Here is a 19,533-nt window from a genome sequence, read left to right as displayed (position 1 = left end):
ATTCCCTCCAAAAACATAGGTATTTCCAAATCATCATGTACAACTGAAATCTATAAAATGTATGCGCGGATTTATTTGCTAGTGTCATAGATTTGCTATCTCTATGTTCAAAATTCTCGATAGTATCGGATCTTTTCCAACAATAAAATGCAGGACAATAAATGTTATTTCCTGAATATTCTGCATGAATAAGAAGAGAATTACTTTAAAATTAGGGGGATTTTCAACTTTTTTATCGTATCCAATCGGTTTGGCCTCACAATTTATCAACTATTTATTAATATTACTATTTTCCTTCATTTCCAGGTTGTGGAATTAACTCTGTTTTTTACTGAATATATAAGGGGGGATGGATAGCGAAAAAACTTAGTTTAAACCCATTCTTAGCCTATGAATTTCACTTGATAGCAATAGTGGTGACAACTCTCTGTCCTGGCTGTTGTCCGTTCCTGCTTAGGATTCATCCACTGGCGGGCCAAGCATTACTTGTAAAGCGAATTGAGGGAGGATATAAATCAGGCGCCGAAATGAGGAATAGGGCATCCCTCGCATCATGAAGCAACCATCTGAAATATCTACACCTAGCGGGCGGGATGATTAAAGCACAGCGTCCCGGATTTATTCCATTTTTATCCTCTTCGTTCTAAAAATGTCTGATGTCTGATTCTAGCATTGGAGGAATAGATCATGCCGACAAATCATGATGAAAAGCAAGTGGATATGTGCAGAACCCTGTTAAAGCAAGCTGCCTGGAGATTTCGATACAAAGCTCGCATGCAACAGATACGGGAAAGCCTCTCCCTTTATGAGAATCAGGCGTTTGAGCCAGGTTTTGAAACCGATATTTTATCCGAGATGTATGTGAAGGAACTGCTGGACAGCATCCCTTGGGACAAGTGCAGGTATATAGTAAAAAAAACAGTAATCGACGGTATGTCCGAAAAAGAAGTAGCTTTGAAATTAAATATGACTCAACAGGGGGTCAGTAAATGGAAACAGAAGGGGTTAAACACACTCAAACAACACCTTATCCTTTTACAAGAACAGTCTTGAAAGCAAGAAACGGGGATAAGAAATCGATGGAAGATTTGCTGGATCTTTTCGCTGGCGATATTGAATATTTGTCCAAATTTATCATGCTTCCCAGAGAAGAAGCCGTTCAAGTACTCAAAACCGAACTCATTCATATTATCCACGAACAACTCAATTAATCCTGCTTTTCAGGCATATGTTCATCCTTCCAGTGCAAATCAATGAACAAACTCCGGGGGCACTGAGACTCCTGATATTTATTAAGCTTTAGACCGGGATCCTTCTCTTGTATTCGAATGCCGGCTGAACCTTAAAAATACGTTCTTCCGCAAAGCTGGGAGGAGCATGATTAGAGAAGCAAAACGCCCTTACTCACCCCACTTCGACTGTAAACACACCTTGATCGTCCGATACGGGTTGACCCAATCAAAGTTCAAAAGCTTTATTTAGTTACGCCGAAAACGGTATGTATAAGTTCTTGTATTCACGAAACGCCCCAGCCTTAGATAAGAGCTATCTAAGCCTGGGGCGTTTGTTGTGAGCTTCTTCTTTGATTATCTATCTGATAAACAAGGGCGATAGCCCGGAAGCGTGAATAAGGTCTGGCTGACCTCTTCGAATTACATACAGGTTCTATTTGATTTTCCAGTATGAGTAGCCTCCACCTGGGTAGAGACAACTAGAAATTCCCCAGGCCCTTGAAGTGCCACCCTTCATACCACGAGCTGTCTTGAAACAAGTCAAGAAACACTTCCCCGTCAAATGCCACAATAAGATCTGAAATATCTTCATACTGTATTATGTCTTTTATTGGGTTTCAACTTCAAAATATGCTTTTCTTTTTTATCATCTATTTCTGTTTCTGGTTGGCCGGCAATAATTCTATTTCCCTTCCTTGATTTCCAAGGACACTCGATTGTTAGATGACCTTCCTGAAGATTGAGTATTGGATAAATTCTATTTATCTCAGTAATCTTCTGCCCAATTATTGGAGAGAAATCTATTAGACTCTTTTCTCTCTGCACTGAATCACTTCGAGGAATGTCCACAATGCGATAAAGTGGTGCGGGTGTATCCGGCTGATTTCACTTCCCTGCAGCTGAAATGCCTCACTGAATCCACTTCTTACTTATGCCGATCCAAGGGGCCGAATGGCCCGATGCGTGAATACGGTATTAGGTGAAGCATGTCTCTTCTATAAGATTTTATCGCTTATGTATCTAAAGACATATATAGATTTATTAAAGCAAAATTCAATTTGTCAAAATGTTATAATAACTCTTCCCTATTATTTGAGTAATTACTCTGTACATAAAAACGCGAGCAAGTATAGAGAAGTAAACCAACGATTTCTTTATTTACGTTTTCTTTATCTTTAATTTGCATTTGATATTGATTGAGTTGGTCGTAAAGTCGGTTTATTAGTTCAAAATTTATTAATGCATTTCCGTTTTTTGCTTGATTGCCTCTTAATTCAAGGACTAATTGCTTACAGATCTCTAATATGTCTTCTTCAATTTCTGATTTATATAATTTCATATTTTTATCCTTTCAAAATATTTTAGACATATTTCACCTAACGTTCTTGTATTCACGACGTCCTTCCACCTTAAGGCGACAAAGTCGTCGGGCCGCGATGCGGTTAGGTGGTGCGAATATGTCCCGGCAATCGCTTCATCAACTTATCTCCTGGGACCGAGGCGTCCGCTGTTGCGTGAACACATTGTTAGGCGATGCCCTTGACATCTTCCAGTTACTTGAGAAAATCAAGGGTTGTTATAGCATATCTTTTATTTAATTCTATATTTAGTTCTCTTATATATGCCTTAACAATACTGTCTAATGTCTCATCAGGGACTATTACTTGAAGATCATTTAAATGCCATGGAGAATATATTCTCCACTTGTTTTCATTCACTTTATGAAATTCAAATATTGCCTCATTATCATGATCCATAGAGTAATAAAAGTAGCTTTCATTATTTTTCTTATTTGTATTGAGCCAATGATGTAATGAGACCCCAAGTTCTAATAAATAGTTTCCCACTTCTTCGAGAAAGGTCATCTCTACTTATAATAAGATCGTCATATATACGGAACCTTAATTTTAGGTTTGACATGGAACAATCATTCCTTTTTTCAGGGGGTTCTCTTGCATTCACGAAACGCCCCACCTTAGATAGCTCTTATCTTTGGCTGGGGCGTTTGTTGTCTGAGCTACTTCCGCGATTATCTATCTGATAAACAAGGGCGATAGCCCCGCAGCGTGAATGCGTTGTTATCTGATGCCGATGCCTCCATTGAAATACTTACACTACTTTCTTTTTATTTCTTTCACTATAGGACTGTCGCATGACACTACATCAATAATGTGATCGTAACATACAACTCCGTAATGCTTATATGGACCCGGATAATCTTCTGATGCAAATGTCCCCGCGGAAATGAAATCCATATATCTTGATATAGAATAAATTCTAAATGCATTTCCCGCAAACTACTGATATTCATCCCATGATGTAAATGACTCATTTAATATTGAATATCCTATATAACCATCAAAATCAATTTGAATGACAGAAGTTTGATCATCTACATGATCTTTATAGACCTTGACCATCCCTCCCTGCCAGCTAAATCCCTCAAATCATTCTCAGCAACGTTTGTTAGTTCAGGATCTAGCGTATAGAATGAACCACAATACGTCTCACCACACTCACACAAACAAATTATTCTTAGTTCTTTGACCTGTTTGTACAAGTCCATTCTTTGGGTTTCGGTAAATTTAAGCATTAATATCTGAGCTAATTCTGGTAATACTTCAATTAATAATAATTCCTCATTATCTCTTATAGCAACCCATCGCCACCTAGATAACTCAGTTGTATATTGTTTCGCTAGGCGGCTTCGACTTTAAGCCTCGCAGGGTCGTCTGCCTAAAGTCAACTTCCCCTGAAATACCTCGGTCGAATCGAGCGACCAACAGACGAAATTTTGCCCTCTTCGAAATTCCCCGCATAAATATCTAAGACTTATTTCTCTTCAATCTTTCTTCAAGTAATTTTATTTCATAATTGGCTTCTTTTATCAAACACTTAAGTGATACACCTGCAATTAACGAAGATATCGAAATCACAAAACAAATTAGCATCCAGACAGTTCCTCTCAGATCATTGGTGAAGTTATACGAAAGGACTTCAGTGAACTGGCTGCTTGCAAAGAAGATTATAGTCAGAATGAGAAATAGTACAAAAAAACAAAAAAAGAAATTGGACAGTTTATTCGTTTTCTGGAAAAATATCATTACTGCCTCCCCTTCTTAATCAATTGCCGTAATTTCGTCTAATAGTTCTGTCGCTATATCATCTATTTCAGATACGATCTCATCTTTCGTGGGGAAATCTTTCATTCGATTTAAATCGGGTTTTAATTCTTTCAGAATATGTTTTGGTAACCTACTTGCCAAACCGTGAAGTATAAAAAACTTCCATTCCCCATCATTTGTATTAAATATGTTCTTTAAATGTGGTAATAAATCTGCCTGATAGTTAATCACAATGTCTTCTATATCTTGAGCAATTGGCCAATTCATATCCTGCAACCATTCAAGTAATTCAGGTAATATCGGTTTCATTTCTTCCAGTGTTTTTGTTTTTAATTGTTCTACTCTTTCATAGTCTTGCTTATGTTTTGGAATCAATTCACGAATATCCATAAGGATTCACCAAATTTCTTTTAATGAGTTTTGTGTTTAGAATTTCACAATTATCTCCATTAACATTCGTGTATTTATGTATCTTGGAACATATGGTTGCGTCCCAACCCATTTGTTTTATTATTTCCAATGGGTTATGTACATTTGTGCGAATTAACGTAATAAAAGAATCATTCACGCTCATAAGGCAATTCTATGTAAATCATCGGTAATTATTTATTATGAAGCCCTTAACTATTACATAAAACAACAGACGTTTCAATTTGTCTTTCAGGAACATCCCAATAAGATTGTAATAATTTTTCCTTCTCATCAGGTGAAACAAGAATAAAGCCATTTTTCAAATAAAACTTAATTGCCCAATCGGCTGATTCCCAAGTTCCTATCAAGATCGTTTTATTAGTTAAAGACGTCAAGTGAGACAGAAGTTTGCTGCCAATCCCGCTTTTGCGTTGGTTTGTTCGTACATAGGCATGTCTGATTAAAGATACTTCATTCTTATCTTGAATCCCCATAACTCCCAATAATTGATTATTTTCCTCATAACCCCAAAATACAACACCATCCCTGATTTCTTTATTCAGTTCTTCCATTGACATATAAGGTTCATGATACCTATCGTCAGGTATCACTCCTTTATAGGCCTCTGCTGCATCGTTGATTATCAGATAGATTTCTTCCATATCCATACTGTTACACATTCTTATCATGATAAAAAAGCCCTCCTATAGGGTTGTAACGATTATAAGGTTTTTAAACATTCTTATGTTCCCGACGCCGAAAAGGCTTAATCCGCTGCGCTTGCGCAGTTAGCCTTGCGGGTGTGCCCGCTTTCCAAGGTTAATGCCTTTTTCGAATTAACTCTGAAGCTCATTCTTTATAGTTTTTGGGTAGTTCTCTATCACTTCCCAGCTTCTAAATTGAATCAATCTAATGATATTTACAGTGATTGAGTAGAGGATTCCTGCTCCAAGCAGTGTAAATATTGTTAAATTCGAGTTCCCCAATAAAAAATAATCCGAGAAATTTACCAGCAGTAGCACTAGCCATATCAATCCTAGTACTAGATATATATATCTTCTGATAGTTGACCTCTTAATCTTATTAAATAGAAATGTATAGCAATCTATACAAATCACCATTTTTCTCTTACCTAATAATAGTAGACAATCTTCACAATAATCTTTATTACAATATGGGCAACTTTTGGCATGCGGTTTTTCAGCATGCTTATAGCACACTTGCATTGTTTTAGCTCCTTTTTAATTTTAAGTTAAATTTGGATAACGATTTCAAATCACGAATCCTAACTGTCTTCCTCGATTCCACTTACAAATAATTCAATAATTCATTGAGATTTTTTATACTGAATTGTTGGTTCCATTCTTGATTTTGATGTTCTCTATTTAATAGAATTGATTGAATTTCAGCTGTATTGGCCCCTTCCATATCCTTCTGTTCATTACCTACATACATGATTTGCTTACTTGAGACCCCAAGCTTATTACATAATTCCACAAATCCTTCAGGCCGTGGTTTTCTATATCCAACATCAACTGAAGTCAGTAGTACATCTACATAATCTTTAATTGGCTCTATATCTTTTAAAACTAACGATTTGTTCATTCCGTAGGGTACATCGGTAAGGATACCAATTCTAATACTTCTTCGTTTTAATTCTTCCAATAGTGTCAGGGTATCTTGGTAAACCATCGATCGTTGCTGAAAAAAACTAAAAAACGTTTTTATCGCTTGATTGGTATGTTGATCACTCACCCCCCATACAGCCAATATATCTTTAAAAATATCACTATCACTCACTTCTTGTTCTCTAGGGTTTATTCTGGTGTTGTAACGAGATAATATCAGTTCTGCATCATGAATGACGTCATCACTAAGTTGTAAATTTAGATCTTGTACAATCTTAATTAATGCACATCTATATAGGTTCTTCCAATTTAACGGTACATTATCGTAATAGATCAATGTATCCCCAAGATCGAAACCAACAGCCTTCACCGAATCACCCCACATTCTCTAATCACTTCCGGCTGCTTTCTATATCCCATAATTGTATATTTGACGAAGCCTAATATAATCCTTGTTCGATCCCTACTTATTGTCTGTTTGGCTAATCCTTGGATTCCTTCACTTCTTTATCCCTCATCAACCGGTCCAGGGGACTATGGATAAGCCTAAGGTTCTTAAGGACCTCCTTATGAAACTACAACCTACCCAACAAAAAAAGACCCCCGCCACTGCGGAAGTCTCCAATGCTTTTGGAATCCAGCTTCACCTAAAATACATCATATATCAGGCCCGCGGCCGCACTAGCTCCCGCCTTTAACTCCCGCACAGCGCTTCTTTAACCTCAGGGATCGACAACCCTTCCGTCCTCAGTTTCTTGATCCGCAGAATCATCTCAACGCTCTCTTCCCGTTTATACCGGCGCGTCAAATTCTCCTCCGCTTGTTCGAACGGCAGCATGCCTTCCTCCGTGTAGAACTTCAAGGTGCTGTATCGGGTCGCCGTCAGCCGTACCAGTTCGCCGATCGTGACGTACTCCGAGGCTAGAATGGCTTCTATGGAACGTTGTCTGGACATAGTTACAGGGCTCCTTTAAACCGGACGCTTTGGAATGAGCCGTACTCCCTGGATCGGCACGCGTACTTGGACGAAATGTGGAACTGCTTCATAAACAAGATTGTCGACTTTAATCGTCGGAGTCCCCCCGCCTTCCAGCACCGTAAATACGTGGCCCTGCGATTCGAGCCGCGTCTTGACGGCGTTCAGCCGCTCATGCGAGCTCGCGAACCAGGACTCCGTCTCAATAAAAACCGCCTGGGAACGCTCCAGAAACGGAAACAGAAACATCATCCCGGTACCGACCGAAGTACGCACAAACGTGGTTTTCAGGCGAAAAAAATGCTTCAGCGCGAACTCCCATCCCCGATGAATCCCCATCAGAAACAACGTATGGGCCAGCGGATTCGTTTGATCCAGGCCATTCATTTTCGCCGCTACCGTTTCAAGTTCATTTCGCGAGAAAAAGTCCAGCAGACAGCCGCTCTCCCGCAGCAGCCACAATAAACAAACGGTCTCGTCGCTCACCGGGCCGTCTTCGAGGATTTCCGCACGGATTCCCTCCGTAATCCTTGTATATTCCTGCATGTCGCTTCGGTACTCTTTGACCGAAACGCCTGCCGATTCGTAATACATGTCGCACCCGAGCAGATTGGGAATCTCCTCCAGCATGCCAAGGTCCGAAAGAGACTCGGCCATTGCGCGCTCCATTCGGACCAGCTTGCGCTTGGATAATGAAGAAGCCTGTTTCAACCACCACTGCAAGGTTTGCTGGCCCTCTTTGGACTTGAAACGTAAAGGTTCCAAAACCCTTGCCACATACGCCGTCTGGGTAACAGCCGCAAAATCAGCGTCCAGCGTGAGCACATCCGTTCCATTCCCATTCGCAGCCTGAAACCCGCCCTCCAGGTGAACCTCCAATACCGCCGCGGCGGCCATCGCGCGAAGGGCTGCCTTTTTCACGGAGGTCATCGTACCGCTCCGCTGTGCATTTAAAGCGATCATCGAAAAACGCTGTGCCAATGCAAGCTCAGTCATCGCCAAACTCCCCCATCAACATGGAATCGAGCGGCCTTTACCTGATAAATGAGAACGCGAGATCTTGATGTCGATTCCTGGCCACCCATAATTTACACTTACTACTTACTACTTATCACTTACTACTTACTATATATTCCTTTTGAGCGGCATTGTCAACCTTCAAACAACAACCGCCATAAAAAAGAACAAGGCGAACCCCCTCGCTTTTTCCCGCCCCGAATCGCCGCAGGCAAAAAAAGCCCTTCGGGCTTCATCAATGAAGCCCGAAGGGCTGAGATCGCCAAACGGAATCTTTTACGTTATGCGCCTTCAATGACCAAAGCTTCCGGCGCAACGTTCTTCAATAATGAACTTGGCTCGCCCACGCTGTACAGCTGCAGTTCATGCATGGCCCGGGTGCATGCGGTATAGAACAGTCTTCGCAGGCTCGCATCGCCGTATACCCGAGTCGATGCGTCATAGACGATCACAGCGTCGAACTCAATGCCTTTCGCCAAATAAGCCGGGATCACCACAACGCCCTGCTTGTATTCAATCGACCCCCTTGACACCAGCTTGAGCTCTTCAATCCCGCCGCCCAAAGCCTCGAAAGCAGCCGCGCTCTCCACAGCGGATTTGCAGATGACCGCGATTGTGTGATACTGCCGCTCCCGCAGTTCCGCAACTTTGGCGATGATGCTGCGGTGCAATTCGTCGTGATCCGCTACCTTGGTCAGCACCGGCTTATCGCCGTCCCGTTCGAACGGGATGATCCGTTCCCCGCCGGCCACAAGCCCGCGCGTAAATTCGACAATCGGCTTCGTGGACCGATAGCTTCGGTCGAGCGTGATCGTTTCGATCTGATCCGCCCCGTAAAGCCCGGCAAGACCGTGAAAGTCGCGCGATTCTCCGGTATGAGCGAAAATCGCCTGATTAAAGTCCCCAAGTACGGTCATCTTGGCCGCCGGAAACAATCTTTTGACAAATTCGAATTGAAAAGGAGAGTAGTCCTGCGCCTCGTCGATCAACACATGCCGGATGGAGACATTCGTTTGAAAGCCCAGAATCAGCTCATTCAAAAGCAAATACGGGGTCGCATCCTCGTACGGCAGTTTGCCATTGTCCAGCTCATTTACCGTCAACTCGCAAATATCCGTCCATTTTTCCGGCGCGTCCCCTTCCATCCAGGCGGAAATTCCCGAAGGATCGGCAAAAAGCTGTTTGTAAATGGCTTTGCTATCCACAAATTGAAGCGTCTTGATCCGCTCGCGCAGCGGTTTGAACTTCCGGCGAACGATCATGCGGGCCAGTTCCCGTTTCGCGTCATCAATTTGAATATCCTCATCCTCGGCGAAGTTCGATTCCGCATCAGACTCCGCAGCTTCCGGAAGTCCGCCTTTTTTCCGCAGCCGGGCATAGGCTTTTTCATATTCCTCGTTGCTGAGCAGCTCGATTTCGTCTTGCACCCACGTTTGTTCCCGTTCGCGCTTTTCGGCTTCATGAAGCTGTCCGCTCAGCCATTCCGCCAGCCGGTCTATCCGTCCGTGAAAACGGAGTGATGTATCGGCGCTGTAAAATCTCTCGGCGATTTGTTCGGCGGAGACTATCGTTTCACCCCGGAACCGGAGGGTCCTGAACAGCATCCCCGCCGACTCCAGCGACTCCCGGTAAGCGTGAATCGCCTCAACAAAGCGGGTCGATGCCTTAAAACGAATGCTCTCCATGCGAGTCGGGTAATTCGGTTCTTCCGCTGCCGTCAGCCCATACTCCAACTGCTCGTAAGGGTCTTCCACGTCAAAGCCGTCGCTCAGACGATGGCTCAAATATTCCTGGAACGTGGCCTGCTGCATATTTTCCTCGCCGAGCTCGGGCAGCACCTGGGAGACGTAGCTCTTGAACATGGCGTTTGGCGAAAATAAAACGATCTGATCCGCCGTCAGCCGCTCCCGATATTTGTACAGCAAATAAGCGATCCGCTGCAGAGCGGCCGAAGTTTTACCGCTGCCGGCAGCGCCGTGAACAACGAGCAGGCGCCCCTGGTCATGCCGGATAATCCGGTTCTGCTCCTGCTGGATGGTGGCCACGATGCTGCGCATATGGCTGTCCGTGGATCTGCCGAGGACCTGCTGCAGAATCTCGTCGCCGATGGTTATGCTCGTGTCGAACATCGACTCGATGTTGCCGCCGCGAATAAGATACTGCCACTTTTTCTCAAGCTCTCCGCGAATCGTGCCTCCAGGCGTCTCGTATTGCGCCGGTCCGGGCGTGTAGTCGTAATAAACACTGGAAACCGGCGCCCGCCAGTCATAGATTAGAAACTCCTCGCCGCTATCATCCGCAAGCGAAGAAACGCCGATATAAACCCGTTCCGTACCCGGCATACCTTCCTCGGCAAAATCAATCCGGCCAAAATAAGGCGTTTCCCTGAGCCGACGAAGCGAATTCAGCCGCTTGGAGGATTGCCGATGCGTGCTTTGGCTCAAAGACAGGACTTCCGCCTGCTGCCGCAAGCTGATGATCGTTTCGAGAAAATCGTCGAAGTTGTCCTGGTTCACCGTAACGTCTTCCCAAAACCCTTTGCGAAGATCGACCACCTCTTTCCGGTGCCGGGAGGTTTCGTCCTCAAGAGTGCCGATTTGTCCCGCAATCGTCTCCAGGACGCGGTTCACCCGCTCTTGCTCTTGCCGAAGTTCATTTTTCATTTACTGGCTCCTCCTTTATAAAAATGGGGGGTTGACTGGCTTGAGAAAATAGCGTAAAATAATAATTGGATAATTAGGTTTATTTTCAAACAATATTTAAACATGCCTTTTCACTATATCACGCTTATACTCTTTTGGCAATCCTTCTGAGCGTATAAAGCAATAAATTAAGCCGCGTTACGGACAGCTTCTTTTCGCCATCCGTAACGCGGCTTTTATATTCCCCGGAATACCGGATCATCCGGCCGGCTTATTAGTAACATTCAAGAGATGATTTTCGCTACCAGAAAGGCGATCCCTGCGGCTACCCCGCCAACCAAAGTGGTCTGAACAGCACTTTTCCACGGCTTTGAACCCGTGAATTTTCCCTTGACGAAACCGAAAACGAATAATGCGATCAAGGTCGCGACCACGGAGACCGTCAAAGCGGCAGCGGCTTGATGAATGAACATATAAGGCAGCAAAGGAATGAGACCGCCGGTAATGTAGGATAAGCCGATCGTTAAAGAACTGTTCCGGGCTCTCTTGGGTTCGGGCTCTTCCAGTCCAAGCTCGTGTTTCATCATGAAAGATACCCATCGATCCGGGTCTTCGCTGATTTCGTTCACCGCCGATTCGACGATCGGCTCTTTAAGCCCCCATTCCCGCAGAACATCAGCCACTTCTTCCCTTTCGCGATCCGGAAGCTCGATAACCTCCCGCCGTTCTCTCTCCAGTTCATTTTCGTAGTGCTCCCGATCCGTTCGGGCGGCCAAATATCCGCCGAGCCCCATGGCGATCGATCCGGCTGCGATTTCCGCAAGACCGGCAACGACTACGATATTGGTTCCCGTGACCGATCCGGATAAACCTGCGGCAAGCGCAAACGGAACCGTGAGCCCGTCCGACATACCGATCACGATGTCCCGAATCAAATCCGAAGCCATAAAATGTTTCTCCACATGCGTGTTATTTCCCAAATTATCCAACGGATGCACCCCTTATTCGACTTGTGACCTTGTCTTATCTAAATCATTCTACCCCTGTAGAAGTGCAGCCTCAATACTAAAGCGAATAATCACCTCCTCTAATCCATAACGGATCGTACAACTCCTCGAAGCGCACCTCCAGCAGTCCCCGAGGCCAATCCCACCAGGCGATGTCCACAGAAGCTGCCGAACGATGGACTCGGTGAACCGCAGCCGAATCGGCCGAGCGGGAACGCCCGCCACGATCGTATAGGGCGGCACGTCCTTCGTGACGACGGAGTCGGAGCCGATGACCTTGCATGGCCGATCCAGACGTCGTGGCCGATCGTCACGCGATGCTCTTTAAGCCATTGGAAGAATTCGGCGTCATCCGACTCGGCAAAGCGATATTGGGCACGGCGGTAGGTCGAATGATGCTGCGTCACACGCCACATCGGTTGATTGCAGGGATTATGCAGGCATGCGATGCGATGGAGCAAAATTTGCCGATATCCGCGTAATGAGTATGTACTTGATCCACGCCATAGCTGGATACGTCCAGTCTTCTTTTAATTCAAAAAACCACCCCGGCAACTCTTCCAGGGCGGTTTCGCTTGATTTACGACGCTTCCTCCGGCGGAGTCAGCACAATAGTGCCCTCCACCAGTTCGACTTTCACTTTGTTGGTATTCTTGATGCCGATAGCTTTCAAATAATCGGCTGGCACCTGCAGCCGGCCGGCTTTGTCCAAGACGGCGTATTCGACATGAGTTTCTTCTTCTGCGTCCACGGCCGCACCGCCCTGCTCCAGCTCGGCCAACTCCTCGGAGTAAGAGCGTTTGCGGAGCATCTCCGAAGAGATTTTGCCGTCGCGAATGGCGACCACCCGGTCTACCTTCTTGGCTAGCAGCGGGTCGTGGGTGACGATGACCACGGTGATGCCCATACTTCGGTTCAATTCCCGGAACAAATCGAGAATTTGTTCGGACATGCGGGAGTCCAGCGACCCTGTCGGTTCGTCCGCCAAAAGCAGCCTCGGATGGTTGGCCAGAGCGATGGCGATGGCTACCCGCTGCTGCTCCCCGCCGGAGAGCTGATGCAACCTGCTCAGCATCCGCTCCTTCAGCCCCACCGCCTCCAGAAGCTGAATCGCCCGCTCTCTCCGGCGGCGGCCCTTCAGCAAAATCGGCAGCTCCACGTTTTGCAGCGCCGTCAAATAAGGGATCAGGTTGCGGGCGTTGTTTTGCCAGACGAAGCCGACGCTTTCCCGTTTATACCGAACCAAGTCTTTCTCCGTCATCTTCAGCATGTTGCGCCCGTCCACCGTCAGCGTTCCCGCCGTCGGCCGATCCAGACCCCCCAGCATATTCAGCAGCGTCGATTTGCCGCTGCCGCTGTTGCCGATGATAGCCATCAGCTCGCCGTCCTCGACTTGGAGGTCCAACCCCTGCAGGGCAAACACCTCCAGATCGGCGGCTTTGTAGATTTTCACCAAGCCTTCGCAGTGTATCATCGGTTAATCCTCCCCTAGCTTGAGCGCTTGATGAATTTTCAGCCGGGACAGTATGTAGCCGATAATGATCAAGCCCACAGCCAGCATCACCCCGACAACGGTGTACAAGCGAATGAAGTCGATGGAGGCGAACACCACCCGGAAGGGCGGTACCAGACTGCCCGGATTAAACGCCATCTGGAAATTTGGTACATACAGCCGGCCTGTAATGTTTCCGACGACCACGCCGATGACGATGGCTACGCCGGAGGTAAGCAGCTGCTCCAGCGCCAGCATGCTGATCAACTGCCGCAAGGACAAACCGATAGCTCGCATGATGCCGTTTTGCAGCGTTCTTCCCCGAAGCGTCAAAATCCAGTAAAGCAGAAAGCCCGTGAAGGTCACAATCATAGAAAGCAGGAAACCCAGAGTTAGGATACCGTTTACCGCCAGCAAGAACGGATCGTTTTTTGCCGAGACCAAACTGTCCCGTGTATTCATCATGTTGTTAAGGCTTGCGCCGGATTTCTCAATGCCATCATAAAGAGTCGCAATCGAAGCTCCCGGCTGCAACTTCAGCCAAATTTGATATGGCTCCATCCCCAATTGGAATTGAATGCGGGATAAATGACCGACGATGAGCATAGGCGCATTGTTGGCCGTTCCCGAAGTTATCCCGTTGGGATTGGGATTAAACGTAGGGAAATAATCGATAACGCCGAATACGATAAACGGCTGCTCATTCACGCCCTCCCAGCCGACGTAGATGGAATCGCCAACCTTCACCTTCATTTGATCCGCCAATGTTCCAGAAATCAACACTCCCCGGGAATCCGATGCCAAAACATTCAAATACTCGTAAAACGGATGTACCAGCAGCCCATCGGGGAACCAGGAGGTGCGCCCAAAGTCATCGGTGTCAATGCCGATTAAAGAAGCGGAGCCATGGCTTTGACTGGTGGAAAAGGTCGCATCCTTTTTAATAAACACCTTCGCCGCTTGCTCGACGCCCGGCAGCTTGGTATAGGGGTCAAAAGCGGGCTCCAGATAGTGCACCGGCTTCGACAAGCTGGAAGCAGACGGGCCGGACCCGGGAGGAGCCCCCGGCGCTGCCAGCGGAGGGGCATCGTTGATCCAAACGGGTTGCAGCACGATGTCGGCGCCGTTGCCGTAGCGAATCCGCTCCTCCGTGTTGCTGTTGATGGTCCGGGCCGCCCCGGCGCTAAACACCCCGACAGAGATAGTGAGTATCATGAAAATCATCAGAAACTGATATTGGCTGCTGGAGCGGCCCACCTGAATCAGCGTGGAATAAGCTGCAGGCGGCCACCAGCGGCGGCCCAGCCAATATATGAATCGCAGCACATACGGGTATAGCCTGAGCAAGACCAATCCGGCCCCCAAGATGAACAGGGCGGGAACGATAAATTGCAGTGGATCCAGCTTTAGATCGTCCGTGCCGAGAGCGAGGTTTTTCAAATCCTTCAACCTGCTGCGGAAGGTGAATAACCCGTAAATAGATACAGCCAAAGCGAGAACGTCCAGAAACGCTTTATTCCAAAGGGGCCGCTTCGCAGAACGGGCTAACTCCTGCTTCCGTCCGACGATGGATACCCGGGTTGCGAGCAGAACGGGAATCATTGTCATGACAAAGGCGCTGGCGGCGGCGACGGCTCCGTAAAGATACGCTTCCCTCGTCAAATGCAGCGGCAGCATCGCCCGCCTAACAAAGACAAGGAAGCCGCTGGACGCGCCCAGCATATCCGTCAAGAGCAAGCCGAGCGGCGGCCCCAAAGCCAGCGCAACCGCCCCCAGAATCAAACCCTCGCCGGCGAAGGATGCGGCCACTTGCCAACGGGCGGCACCACGGCTGCGGAGGACGGCGATCTCATTCTTTTGCCGCTCCACAATGAGATTCGACACCATGAACATGTAAAAGCCCAGCATGGTCAATACCGGTACGTTAAGCGCCCACATCAGCTTACGCAGCTGCTTTCCCCGGTCAAAATAGTGGGTAATGGTGTCCAGCGCCGGCATGTTGTAGGAAGCATAAACGCTGCTAACCCGGCTGTTTACCGTTTTACGAACCAGCTTGTCTGCTGCTAGGAATTGCTCAACATTGCTAAGCTCGATTTTGGAATAGTCCAGAACGGTATACCACGAGCTGGCTTGCAAATTCATCTTATTTTTATCCAGAATCTCCGTTTGGAACAAGTTTTCGTCGATGACAAAGAAATTGGCAAAATCACTGAGATTCGTATTATAAAAGTAGGGATCGTCATCCGTTTTCTTCTCGAAAACGCCAACGGGTTTCAAATTGATCGTCTCCGTGATTTTAGGGTCCTTGAGGTAGAAAACATTTCCCAACACCATATTGTACTTTTGCAGCGTCTGATCCGTTACCAGCGCCTCGTAAACCCCATCCACGGGCTTGCCCAAAGGCAGTCGGCCGTCGGTCAATTTGATATGGTCATAGATCCCGCTATAGGAGCGCAATGTGGTGTACGGATAATCCTTCTTATTCGAATCGAACTGCTCCGGCACCAAATGAGCTGGTTGGGTTCTTCGATCGATGACGTAGTCGATTACCGGAAGACCGAAATCATTATGCTCCTTGGCCATAAAGCTATCCAGGCCATACATCGCCTTTTTCCGGGCATCGTTCGTATTTTGCATGTAGTTCACCGTTGTATAATGAATGCCGGGGCGGGCGCCATTGTCGGTTTGCAGCTTCTCCAGATCTTTGAACAGCATTCGTGACAGAATGCCCTCGGTATAGATCGGCATCGTGCTCACCAGTGCCACCGTTATCAGCATCCCAAAGAACAGGCTCCCCGCTAACCACTTGTTTTGCGCCATTTTTCGGATCAACATGAGAAATAAGGCCACTCAAAAGCCTCCCTGTCATCAAGAATGCCAAACTATTGCAGGACGACGGTTTGGCCCGCTTCCAGTCCCTTGGTGATCTCAACTTCCGTTGATGCGGTAATCCCCGTCTCGACATCCACTTCCCGGAGCTTGTTCCCATCTTCCAGAATGCGTACGAAAGATTGGCCGAAATTATTGCGCAATCCGCCCCTCGGAATCTTCACCACATTATCCTTTTGCTGCGTCACGATCTCCACATTGGCGGAGCTGCCGATTTCTGCGTTATCGGGAATCTTATCCAGATTAATGAACAGCGACTTGGCGTATTTTTCGGCCAAATCTTTATTCAGCGTCTGCGGCGAGGAGGACGGTGTTTGCACGACCTTTCCTACAAGCTTCGTACCCTTCACCTCTACATTGGCCGCCATGCCGACTTCCACATTGCTGATATCGGAGCTATTTTCCACACTCATTGCCAGACGAAGCTTCGTCGGATCGGCTATCGTCACTAACGTCTGATATGCATCCACCACATCTCCCGGTTTCAGAGCCTCGACGAACACCACCTGACCGTCCATACTGGCGGCAATCTGCTTGCTGTTGTATAAATTTTGCAGCCGATCATATTTGATTTGCTCGACTTCTACCTGGAGCTTGGCGATCCGCACTGCTTCCGCATCCTGCCCGCCTTCCCGCGCTTGCGTAAGGGCGTACTTGGCCCGTTCCAACGCCAGCTCCTGTTCTTTCAGCTGTAAATCAAGGTCGTCGGTTACCAGGCGAATGAGCACGTCGCCTTTCTTGACCTTATCGCCGGAGGATACCAGGATTTCGCTAATGCGTCCCCCTTGCCCTTGGAACATCGCCACATCCGTGGAAACCGACTCCCAAGTGCCCGTACCTTGAATACTTTTCGTAATCGTACCCTTCTCCGCTTTGGCCGTATCATAGTTTTCCTGAGCAGGCTTCACCAGAGGAGGGGCGAGAGCTTCATCCTCCTTGGGCAAAAGCGAACAGCCGCTGAGCGCTGCAGCAAGGGAGACAGCGCTTATGAGAAAGACCCATCGTTTAATGGTTTGCGACAATGCGTCCATCCTCCAATTCGTAAACATGATCCACGATTTCCATAATGGCCGGATCGTGGGTGGTAATCACAACGGTCAAGCCCTGCTGCAGCACCAGATCGCGAAACACTTTAATGATGTGCAGCCCAGTCCGGCTATCCAGCTCCGCCGTAGGCTCGTCCGCCAAAATCAGCTTAGGCTTATGGGCAATGGCGCGGGCAATCGCTGTCCGCTGCTGCTCTCCTCCGGATAGTTCGAAGGGGCGGTGATGCATCCGGGACTTCAGCCCCACCAAATCCAGTGCGGCGATGGCCGCCGTTTCCCGCTCCTTGACCGGAATTCCGGATATCCGTAGAACGAACTCCACATTCTCATAAGCCGACATAAGCGGAATGAGAGCAAACGATTGAAACACCAGCCCCATCTGCGCCCGCCGGATTCCGTCTCGTTCCCGGTCCGATAATGCGGTCAAATCTTGGCCCTCGAAAAGCACCCGGCCTTCCGTCGGCCGGTCCAGGGCGCTGAGCAGATTCATCAGCGTCGTTTTGCCGGAGCCCGATCTCCCTTTAAAAGCAACGAGCTTGCCTGCGGGGATTTCCAGGTTGACATCGTGCAATACCGTCACCGCGCCGCTGCCACGGCCGAACATTCGTTTGACACCTTCAACCTCGATGAGAGCATCGCCTGATTCAGCTGTCATAGTCCGCCTCCCAACACTCCCTGAAGGAACCTTCTTGTCGGACCGTCCATCCAGGGTTATCCACTTTTTTACAACTTCCACTCATTATATCTCATCTCCGTAAGGGAGCTCTTTGGAGATGCTAACTTTCGATTTCCCGTCGGCCCACCGACATCCGCTCCATTAAGGCAGGGAGGATCGCAACTCTTCGGCCTGTTCCCTCCATTTATCGCTAACTCTAGTTCTCGGGCTAAATCTTTTATCATCGTCTTCAAAAATAGACTTCCTTTCTATCCCGATTTCCACATTCTACCTTCCCCTCCGTTTTCCCCTTCCTCGGAAGCGTTTTCAAAATCATACCATTGTCATCCATTTATTGTAAATCCTCAAATTCGAGCATACCTATGTCATATGACGTTATTCATGGCTGAAGAACCGAATGAATGGGAAGGAATTACATTCTCATGATTACGCTCCCTGCAGATGAACTTCATGCGCAAAATCCGCCGAAGCCGCTTAAATTCTCATCATAATAGAGTTTTGGATGAATTAATCAAGCAGCCATTATTATTCTCCTCCTTCTATAAAGAATAATAGAAAAAGGCGAAATCATGCGCGTCGGTCTGTATGAGCAGGGCCTTTATGTACAGTTATTGGTATGACGATCTTCTTATTTCATGCCGGAGGCAGCATCGGCTAATTTCCGAAAAGCCTGATCTTGCAGGGAGTCGGGTAAAATTTGCACAAATTCAATGCTGTTGCCTTCCAGATCGCGGGTAAAAAAGAACTTGCTGCCGGATTGCCCCTTTCTAGGCGCCCCGTCCGTATAAGTTCCTCTTGCCGTCAAGCTGCCGTACAATGCTTCTACGTCCTCTGTTTCAAAGCAAATATGCAGGAAGCCCGTCTGAACCTCTCCCACCGGAAAATCCTCCGTTCCCGCTCTCATCAGCTCCAAAAACTGTCTGTCCTTGATCTGAACGGCGATGAGGCTGGCATCCCCATTGTCATCCGTCATCCGGAACAACTCCTTAAATCCGAAATGATCAGCATAATATTCCGCCGACGCCTCGATATCGCGTACAAGAATTGCCATGTGCCCAAATGAAGTTTGCATGTCCGTTACTCCTCCATAATATGTTGTGATTTTTCACTTTAAAAGATCGATGATTCAAATAAATTAATCGCATATATTAGCTGTCTCCCTCACCTCTTCTAGATCGATGAAATCTTTTTTCCTATTATAAACCGTTTCAATGGATATGGGCATTCTTATAGCTTGAACATGCGTAAAATCTAACAACAAGATTGTGGATTAAAAAAAGAACACGGCATATTAAAATAATTAATCTGCCGTGCTCAAGGTGTAAGAATATGAAAAAATTTTCATTAGAGTTAAAAAATCACAAAGTAGCACTTCAATCCTTATGCCTTAAA

General features: G+C 46.9%; 18 protein-coding genes. 3 read left to right on the top strand and 15 right to left on the bottom strand.

Annotated elements, in window-relative coordinates:
- Positions 1 to 687 precede the first annotated feature (687 nt).
- Both ACI48K_RS06325 and ACI48K_RS06320 read left to right on the top strand, forming a co-directional pair.
- A complete protein-coding gene (locus ACI48K_RS06325) occupies positions 688 to 1,053 on the top strand; it encodes a sigma-70 RNA polymerase sigma factor region 4 domain-containing protein (protein ID WP_475026714.1) in 366 nt (121 codons plus the stop codon).
- 26 nt (positions 1,054 to 1,079) lie between these two features.
- Positions 1,080 to 1,211: a hypothetical protein gene (locus ACI48K_RS06320; protein ID WP_475026713.1), complete on the top strand. Its 132-nt coding sequence runs from the start codon at positions 1,080 to 1,082 to the stop codon at positions 1,209 to 1,211.
- Between the two features lie 1,090 nt (positions 1,212 to 2,301).
- Here the strand turns inward: ACI48K_RS06320 and ACI48K_RS06315 are convergent.
- The 10 genes from ACI48K_RS06315 to ACI48K_RS06270 all read right to left on the bottom strand — a co-directional run bounded on the left by ACI48K_RS06315 (position 2,302) and on the right by ACI48K_RS06270 (position 12,020).
- On the bottom strand, positions 2,302 to 2,571 hold the full coding sequence (locus ACI48K_RS06315) for a hypothetical protein (protein ID WP_475026712.1): 270 nt from the start codon (positions 2,569 to 2,571) through the stop codon (positions 2,302 to 2,304).
- Between the two features lie 214 nt (positions 2,572 to 2,785).
- Positions 2,786 to 3,097, bottom strand: a complete 312-nt coding sequence (locus ACI48K_RS06310) for a DUF7878 domain-containing protein (protein ID WP_475026710.1) — start codon at positions 3,095 to 3,097, stop codon at positions 2,786 to 2,788.
- Positions 3,098 to 4,351: 1,254 nt separating this feature from the next.
- Positions 4,352 to 4,747 (bottom strand): DUF5071 domain-containing protein, encoded by a 396-nt coding sequence (locus tag ACI48K_RS06305; RefSeq protein WP_475026709.1) that lies wholly within the window; start codon positions 4,745 to 4,747, stop codon positions 4,352 to 4,354.
- The gene (locus ACI48K_RS06300) at positions 4,734 to 4,931 is read right to left on the bottom strand and encodes a DUF2711 family protein (protein WP_475026708.1); all 198 of its coding nucleotides are present in this window, start codon (positions 4,929 to 4,931) and stop codon (positions 4,734 to 4,736) included. Before ACI48K_RS06300 ends, ACI48K_RS06305 begins: the two co-directional genes overlap by 14 nt.
- 46 nt (positions 4,932 to 4,977) lie before the next feature.
- Positions 4,978 to 5,457 (bottom strand): GNAT family N-acetyltransferase, encoded by a 480-nt coding sequence (locus ACI48K_RS06295; protein ID WP_475026707.1) that lies wholly within the window; start codon positions 5,455 to 5,457, stop codon positions 4,978 to 4,980.
- Positions 5,458 to 6,076: 619 nt separating this feature from the next.
- Complete coding sequence (locus tag ACI48K_RS06290) at positions 6,077 to 6,781, bottom strand: HAD family hydrolase (RefSeq protein WP_475026706.1); 705 nt, start codon at positions 6,779 to 6,781, stop codon at positions 6,077 to 6,079.
- A 309-nt stretch (positions 6,782 to 7,090) separates the two neighbouring features.
- Positions 7,091 to 7,351: a helix-turn-helix domain-containing protein gene (locus ACI48K_RS06285; RefSeq protein ID WP_475026705.1), complete on the bottom strand. Its 261-nt coding sequence runs from the start codon at positions 7,349 to 7,351 to the stop codon at positions 7,091 to 7,093.
- 15 nt (positions 7,352 to 7,366) lie between these two features.
- A complete protein-coding gene (locus tag ACI48K_RS06280) occupies positions 7,367 to 8,368 on the bottom strand; it encodes a GPP34 family phosphoprotein (protein WP_475026704.1) in 1,002 nt (333 codons plus the stop codon).
- Positions 8,369 to 8,670: 302 nt separating this feature from the next.
- Positions 8,671 to 11,052, bottom strand: a complete 2,382-nt coding sequence (gene helD / locus ACI48K_RS06275) for an RNA polymerase recycling motor HelD (RefSeq protein WP_475026703.1) — start codon at positions 11,050 to 11,052, stop codon at positions 8,671 to 8,673.
- Positions 11,053 to 11,315: 263 nt separating this feature from the next.
- Entirely contained in the window at positions 11,316 to 12,020 is a 705-nt protein-coding gene (locus tag ACI48K_RS06270) for a VIT1/CCC1 transporter family protein (protein WP_475026702.1), read from the bottom strand.
- A 299-nt stretch (positions 12,021 to 12,319) separates the two neighbouring features.
- On the opposite strand from ACI48K_RS06270, the gene ACI48K_RS06265 reads away from it, so the two are divergent.
- On the top strand, positions 12,320 to 12,520 hold the full coding sequence (locus ACI48K_RS06265) for a hypothetical protein (protein WP_475026701.1): 201 nt from the start codon (positions 12,320 to 12,322) through the stop codon (positions 12,518 to 12,520).
- A 98-nt stretch (positions 12,521 to 12,618) separates the two neighbouring features.
- Here ACI48K_RS06265 and ACI48K_RS06260 read toward each other — a convergent pair whose 3' ends face one another.
- From ACI48K_RS06260 to ACI48K_RS06240, 5 genes are all read right to left on the bottom strand, one after another.
- Positions 12,619 to 13,512 (bottom strand): ABC transporter ATP-binding protein, encoded by an 894-nt coding sequence (locus ACI48K_RS06260; protein ID WP_475026700.1) that lies wholly within the window; start codon positions 13,510 to 13,512, stop codon positions 12,619 to 12,621.
- A gap of 3 nt (positions 13,513 to 13,515) precedes the next feature.
- Entirely contained in the window at positions 13,516 to 16,380 is a 2,865-nt protein-coding gene (locus tag ACI48K_RS06255) for an FtsX-like permease family protein (RefSeq protein ID WP_475026699.1), read from the bottom strand.
- A 32-nt stretch (positions 16,381 to 16,412) separates the two neighbouring features.
- On the bottom strand, positions 16,413 to 17,441 hold the full coding sequence (locus ACI48K_RS06250) for an efflux RND transporter periplasmic adaptor subunit (RefSeq protein WP_475026698.1): 1,029 nt from the start codon (positions 17,439 to 17,441) through the stop codon (positions 16,413 to 16,415).
- Positions 17,425 to 18,120, bottom strand: coding sequence for an ABC transporter ATP-binding protein (locus ACI48K_RS06245; RefSeq protein WP_475026697.1), 696 nt, complete (start codon positions 18,118 to 18,120; stop codon positions 17,425 to 17,427). Before ACI48K_RS06245 ends, ACI48K_RS06250 begins: the two co-directional genes overlap by 17 nt.
- Positions 18,121 to 18,769: 649 nt before the next feature.
- Positions 18,770 to 19,213: a VOC family protein gene (locus ACI48K_RS06240; protein WP_475026696.1), complete on the bottom strand. Its 444-nt coding sequence runs from the start codon at positions 19,211 to 19,213 to the stop codon at positions 18,770 to 18,772.
- Between the last annotated feature and the right edge of the window lie 320 nt (positions 19,214 to 19,533).

The organism is Paenibacillus terrisolis (assembly GCF_056171975.1).
The sequence above is the reverse complement of the archived record's forward strand: the minus strand, read 5'-3'. Positions and strand labels throughout refer to the sequence as shown.

Excerpts from the sequence above, each read along its gene's own strand:
- ACI48K_RS06325 (WP_475026714.1), top strand. The coding sequence starts at position 688 with ATGCCGACAAATCATGATGAAAAGCAAGTGGATATGTGCAGAACCCTG.
- ACI48K_RS06320 (WP_475026713.1), top strand. The coding sequence starts at position 1,080 with ATGGAAGATTTGCTGGATCTTTTCGCTGGCGATATTGAATATTTGTCC.
- ACI48K_RS06315 (WP_475026712.1), bottom strand. The coding sequence starts at position 2,571 with ATGAAATTATATAAATCAGAAATTGAAGAAGACATATTAGAGATCTGT.
- ACI48K_RS06310 (WP_475026710.1), bottom strand. The coding sequence starts at position 3,097 with ATGACCTTTCTCGAAGAAGTGGGAAACTATTTATTAGAACTTGGGGTC.
- ACI48K_RS06305 (WP_475026709.1), bottom strand. The coding sequence starts at position 4,747 with ATGGATATTCGTGAATTGATTCCAAAACATAAGCAAGACTATGAAAGA.
- ACI48K_RS06300 (WP_475026708.1), bottom strand. The coding sequence starts at position 4,931 with ATGAGCGTGAATGATTCTTTTATTACGTTAATTCGCACAAATGTACAT.
- ACI48K_RS06295 (WP_475026707.1), bottom strand. The coding sequence starts at position 5,457 with ATGATAAGAATGTGTAACAGTATGGATATGGAAGAAATCTATCTGATA.
- ACI48K_RS06290 (WP_475026706.1), bottom strand. The coding sequence starts at position 6,781 with ATGTGGGGTGATTCGGTGAAGGCTGTTGGTTTCGATCTTGGGGATACA.
- ACI48K_RS06285 (WP_475026705.1), bottom strand. The coding sequence starts at position 7,351 with ATGTCCAGACAACGTTCCATAGAAGCCATTCTAGCCTCGGAGTACGTC.
- ACI48K_RS06280 (WP_475026704.1), bottom strand. The coding sequence starts at position 8,368 with ATGACTGAGCTTGCATTGGCACAGCGTTTTTCGATGATCGCTTTAAAT.
- helD (WP_475026703.1), bottom strand. The coding sequence starts at position 11,052 with ATGAAAAATGAACTTCGGCAAGAGCAAGAGCGGGTGAACCGCGTCCTG.
- ACI48K_RS06265 (WP_475026701.1), top strand. The coding sequence starts at position 12,320 with ATGGCCGATCCAGACGTCGTGGCCGATCGTCACGCGATGCTCTTTAAG.
- ACI48K_RS06260 (WP_475026700.1), bottom strand. The coding sequence starts at position 13,512 with ATGATACACTGCGAAGGCTTGGTGAAAATCTACAAAGCCGCCGATCTG.
- ACI48K_RS06245 (WP_475026697.1), bottom strand. The coding sequence starts at position 18,120 with ATGACAGCTGAATCAGGCGATGCTCTCATCGAGGTTGAAGGTGTCAAA.
- ACI48K_RS06240 (WP_475026696.1), bottom strand. The coding sequence starts at position 19,213 with ATGCAAACTTCATTTGGGCACATGGCAATTCTTGTACGCGATATCGAG.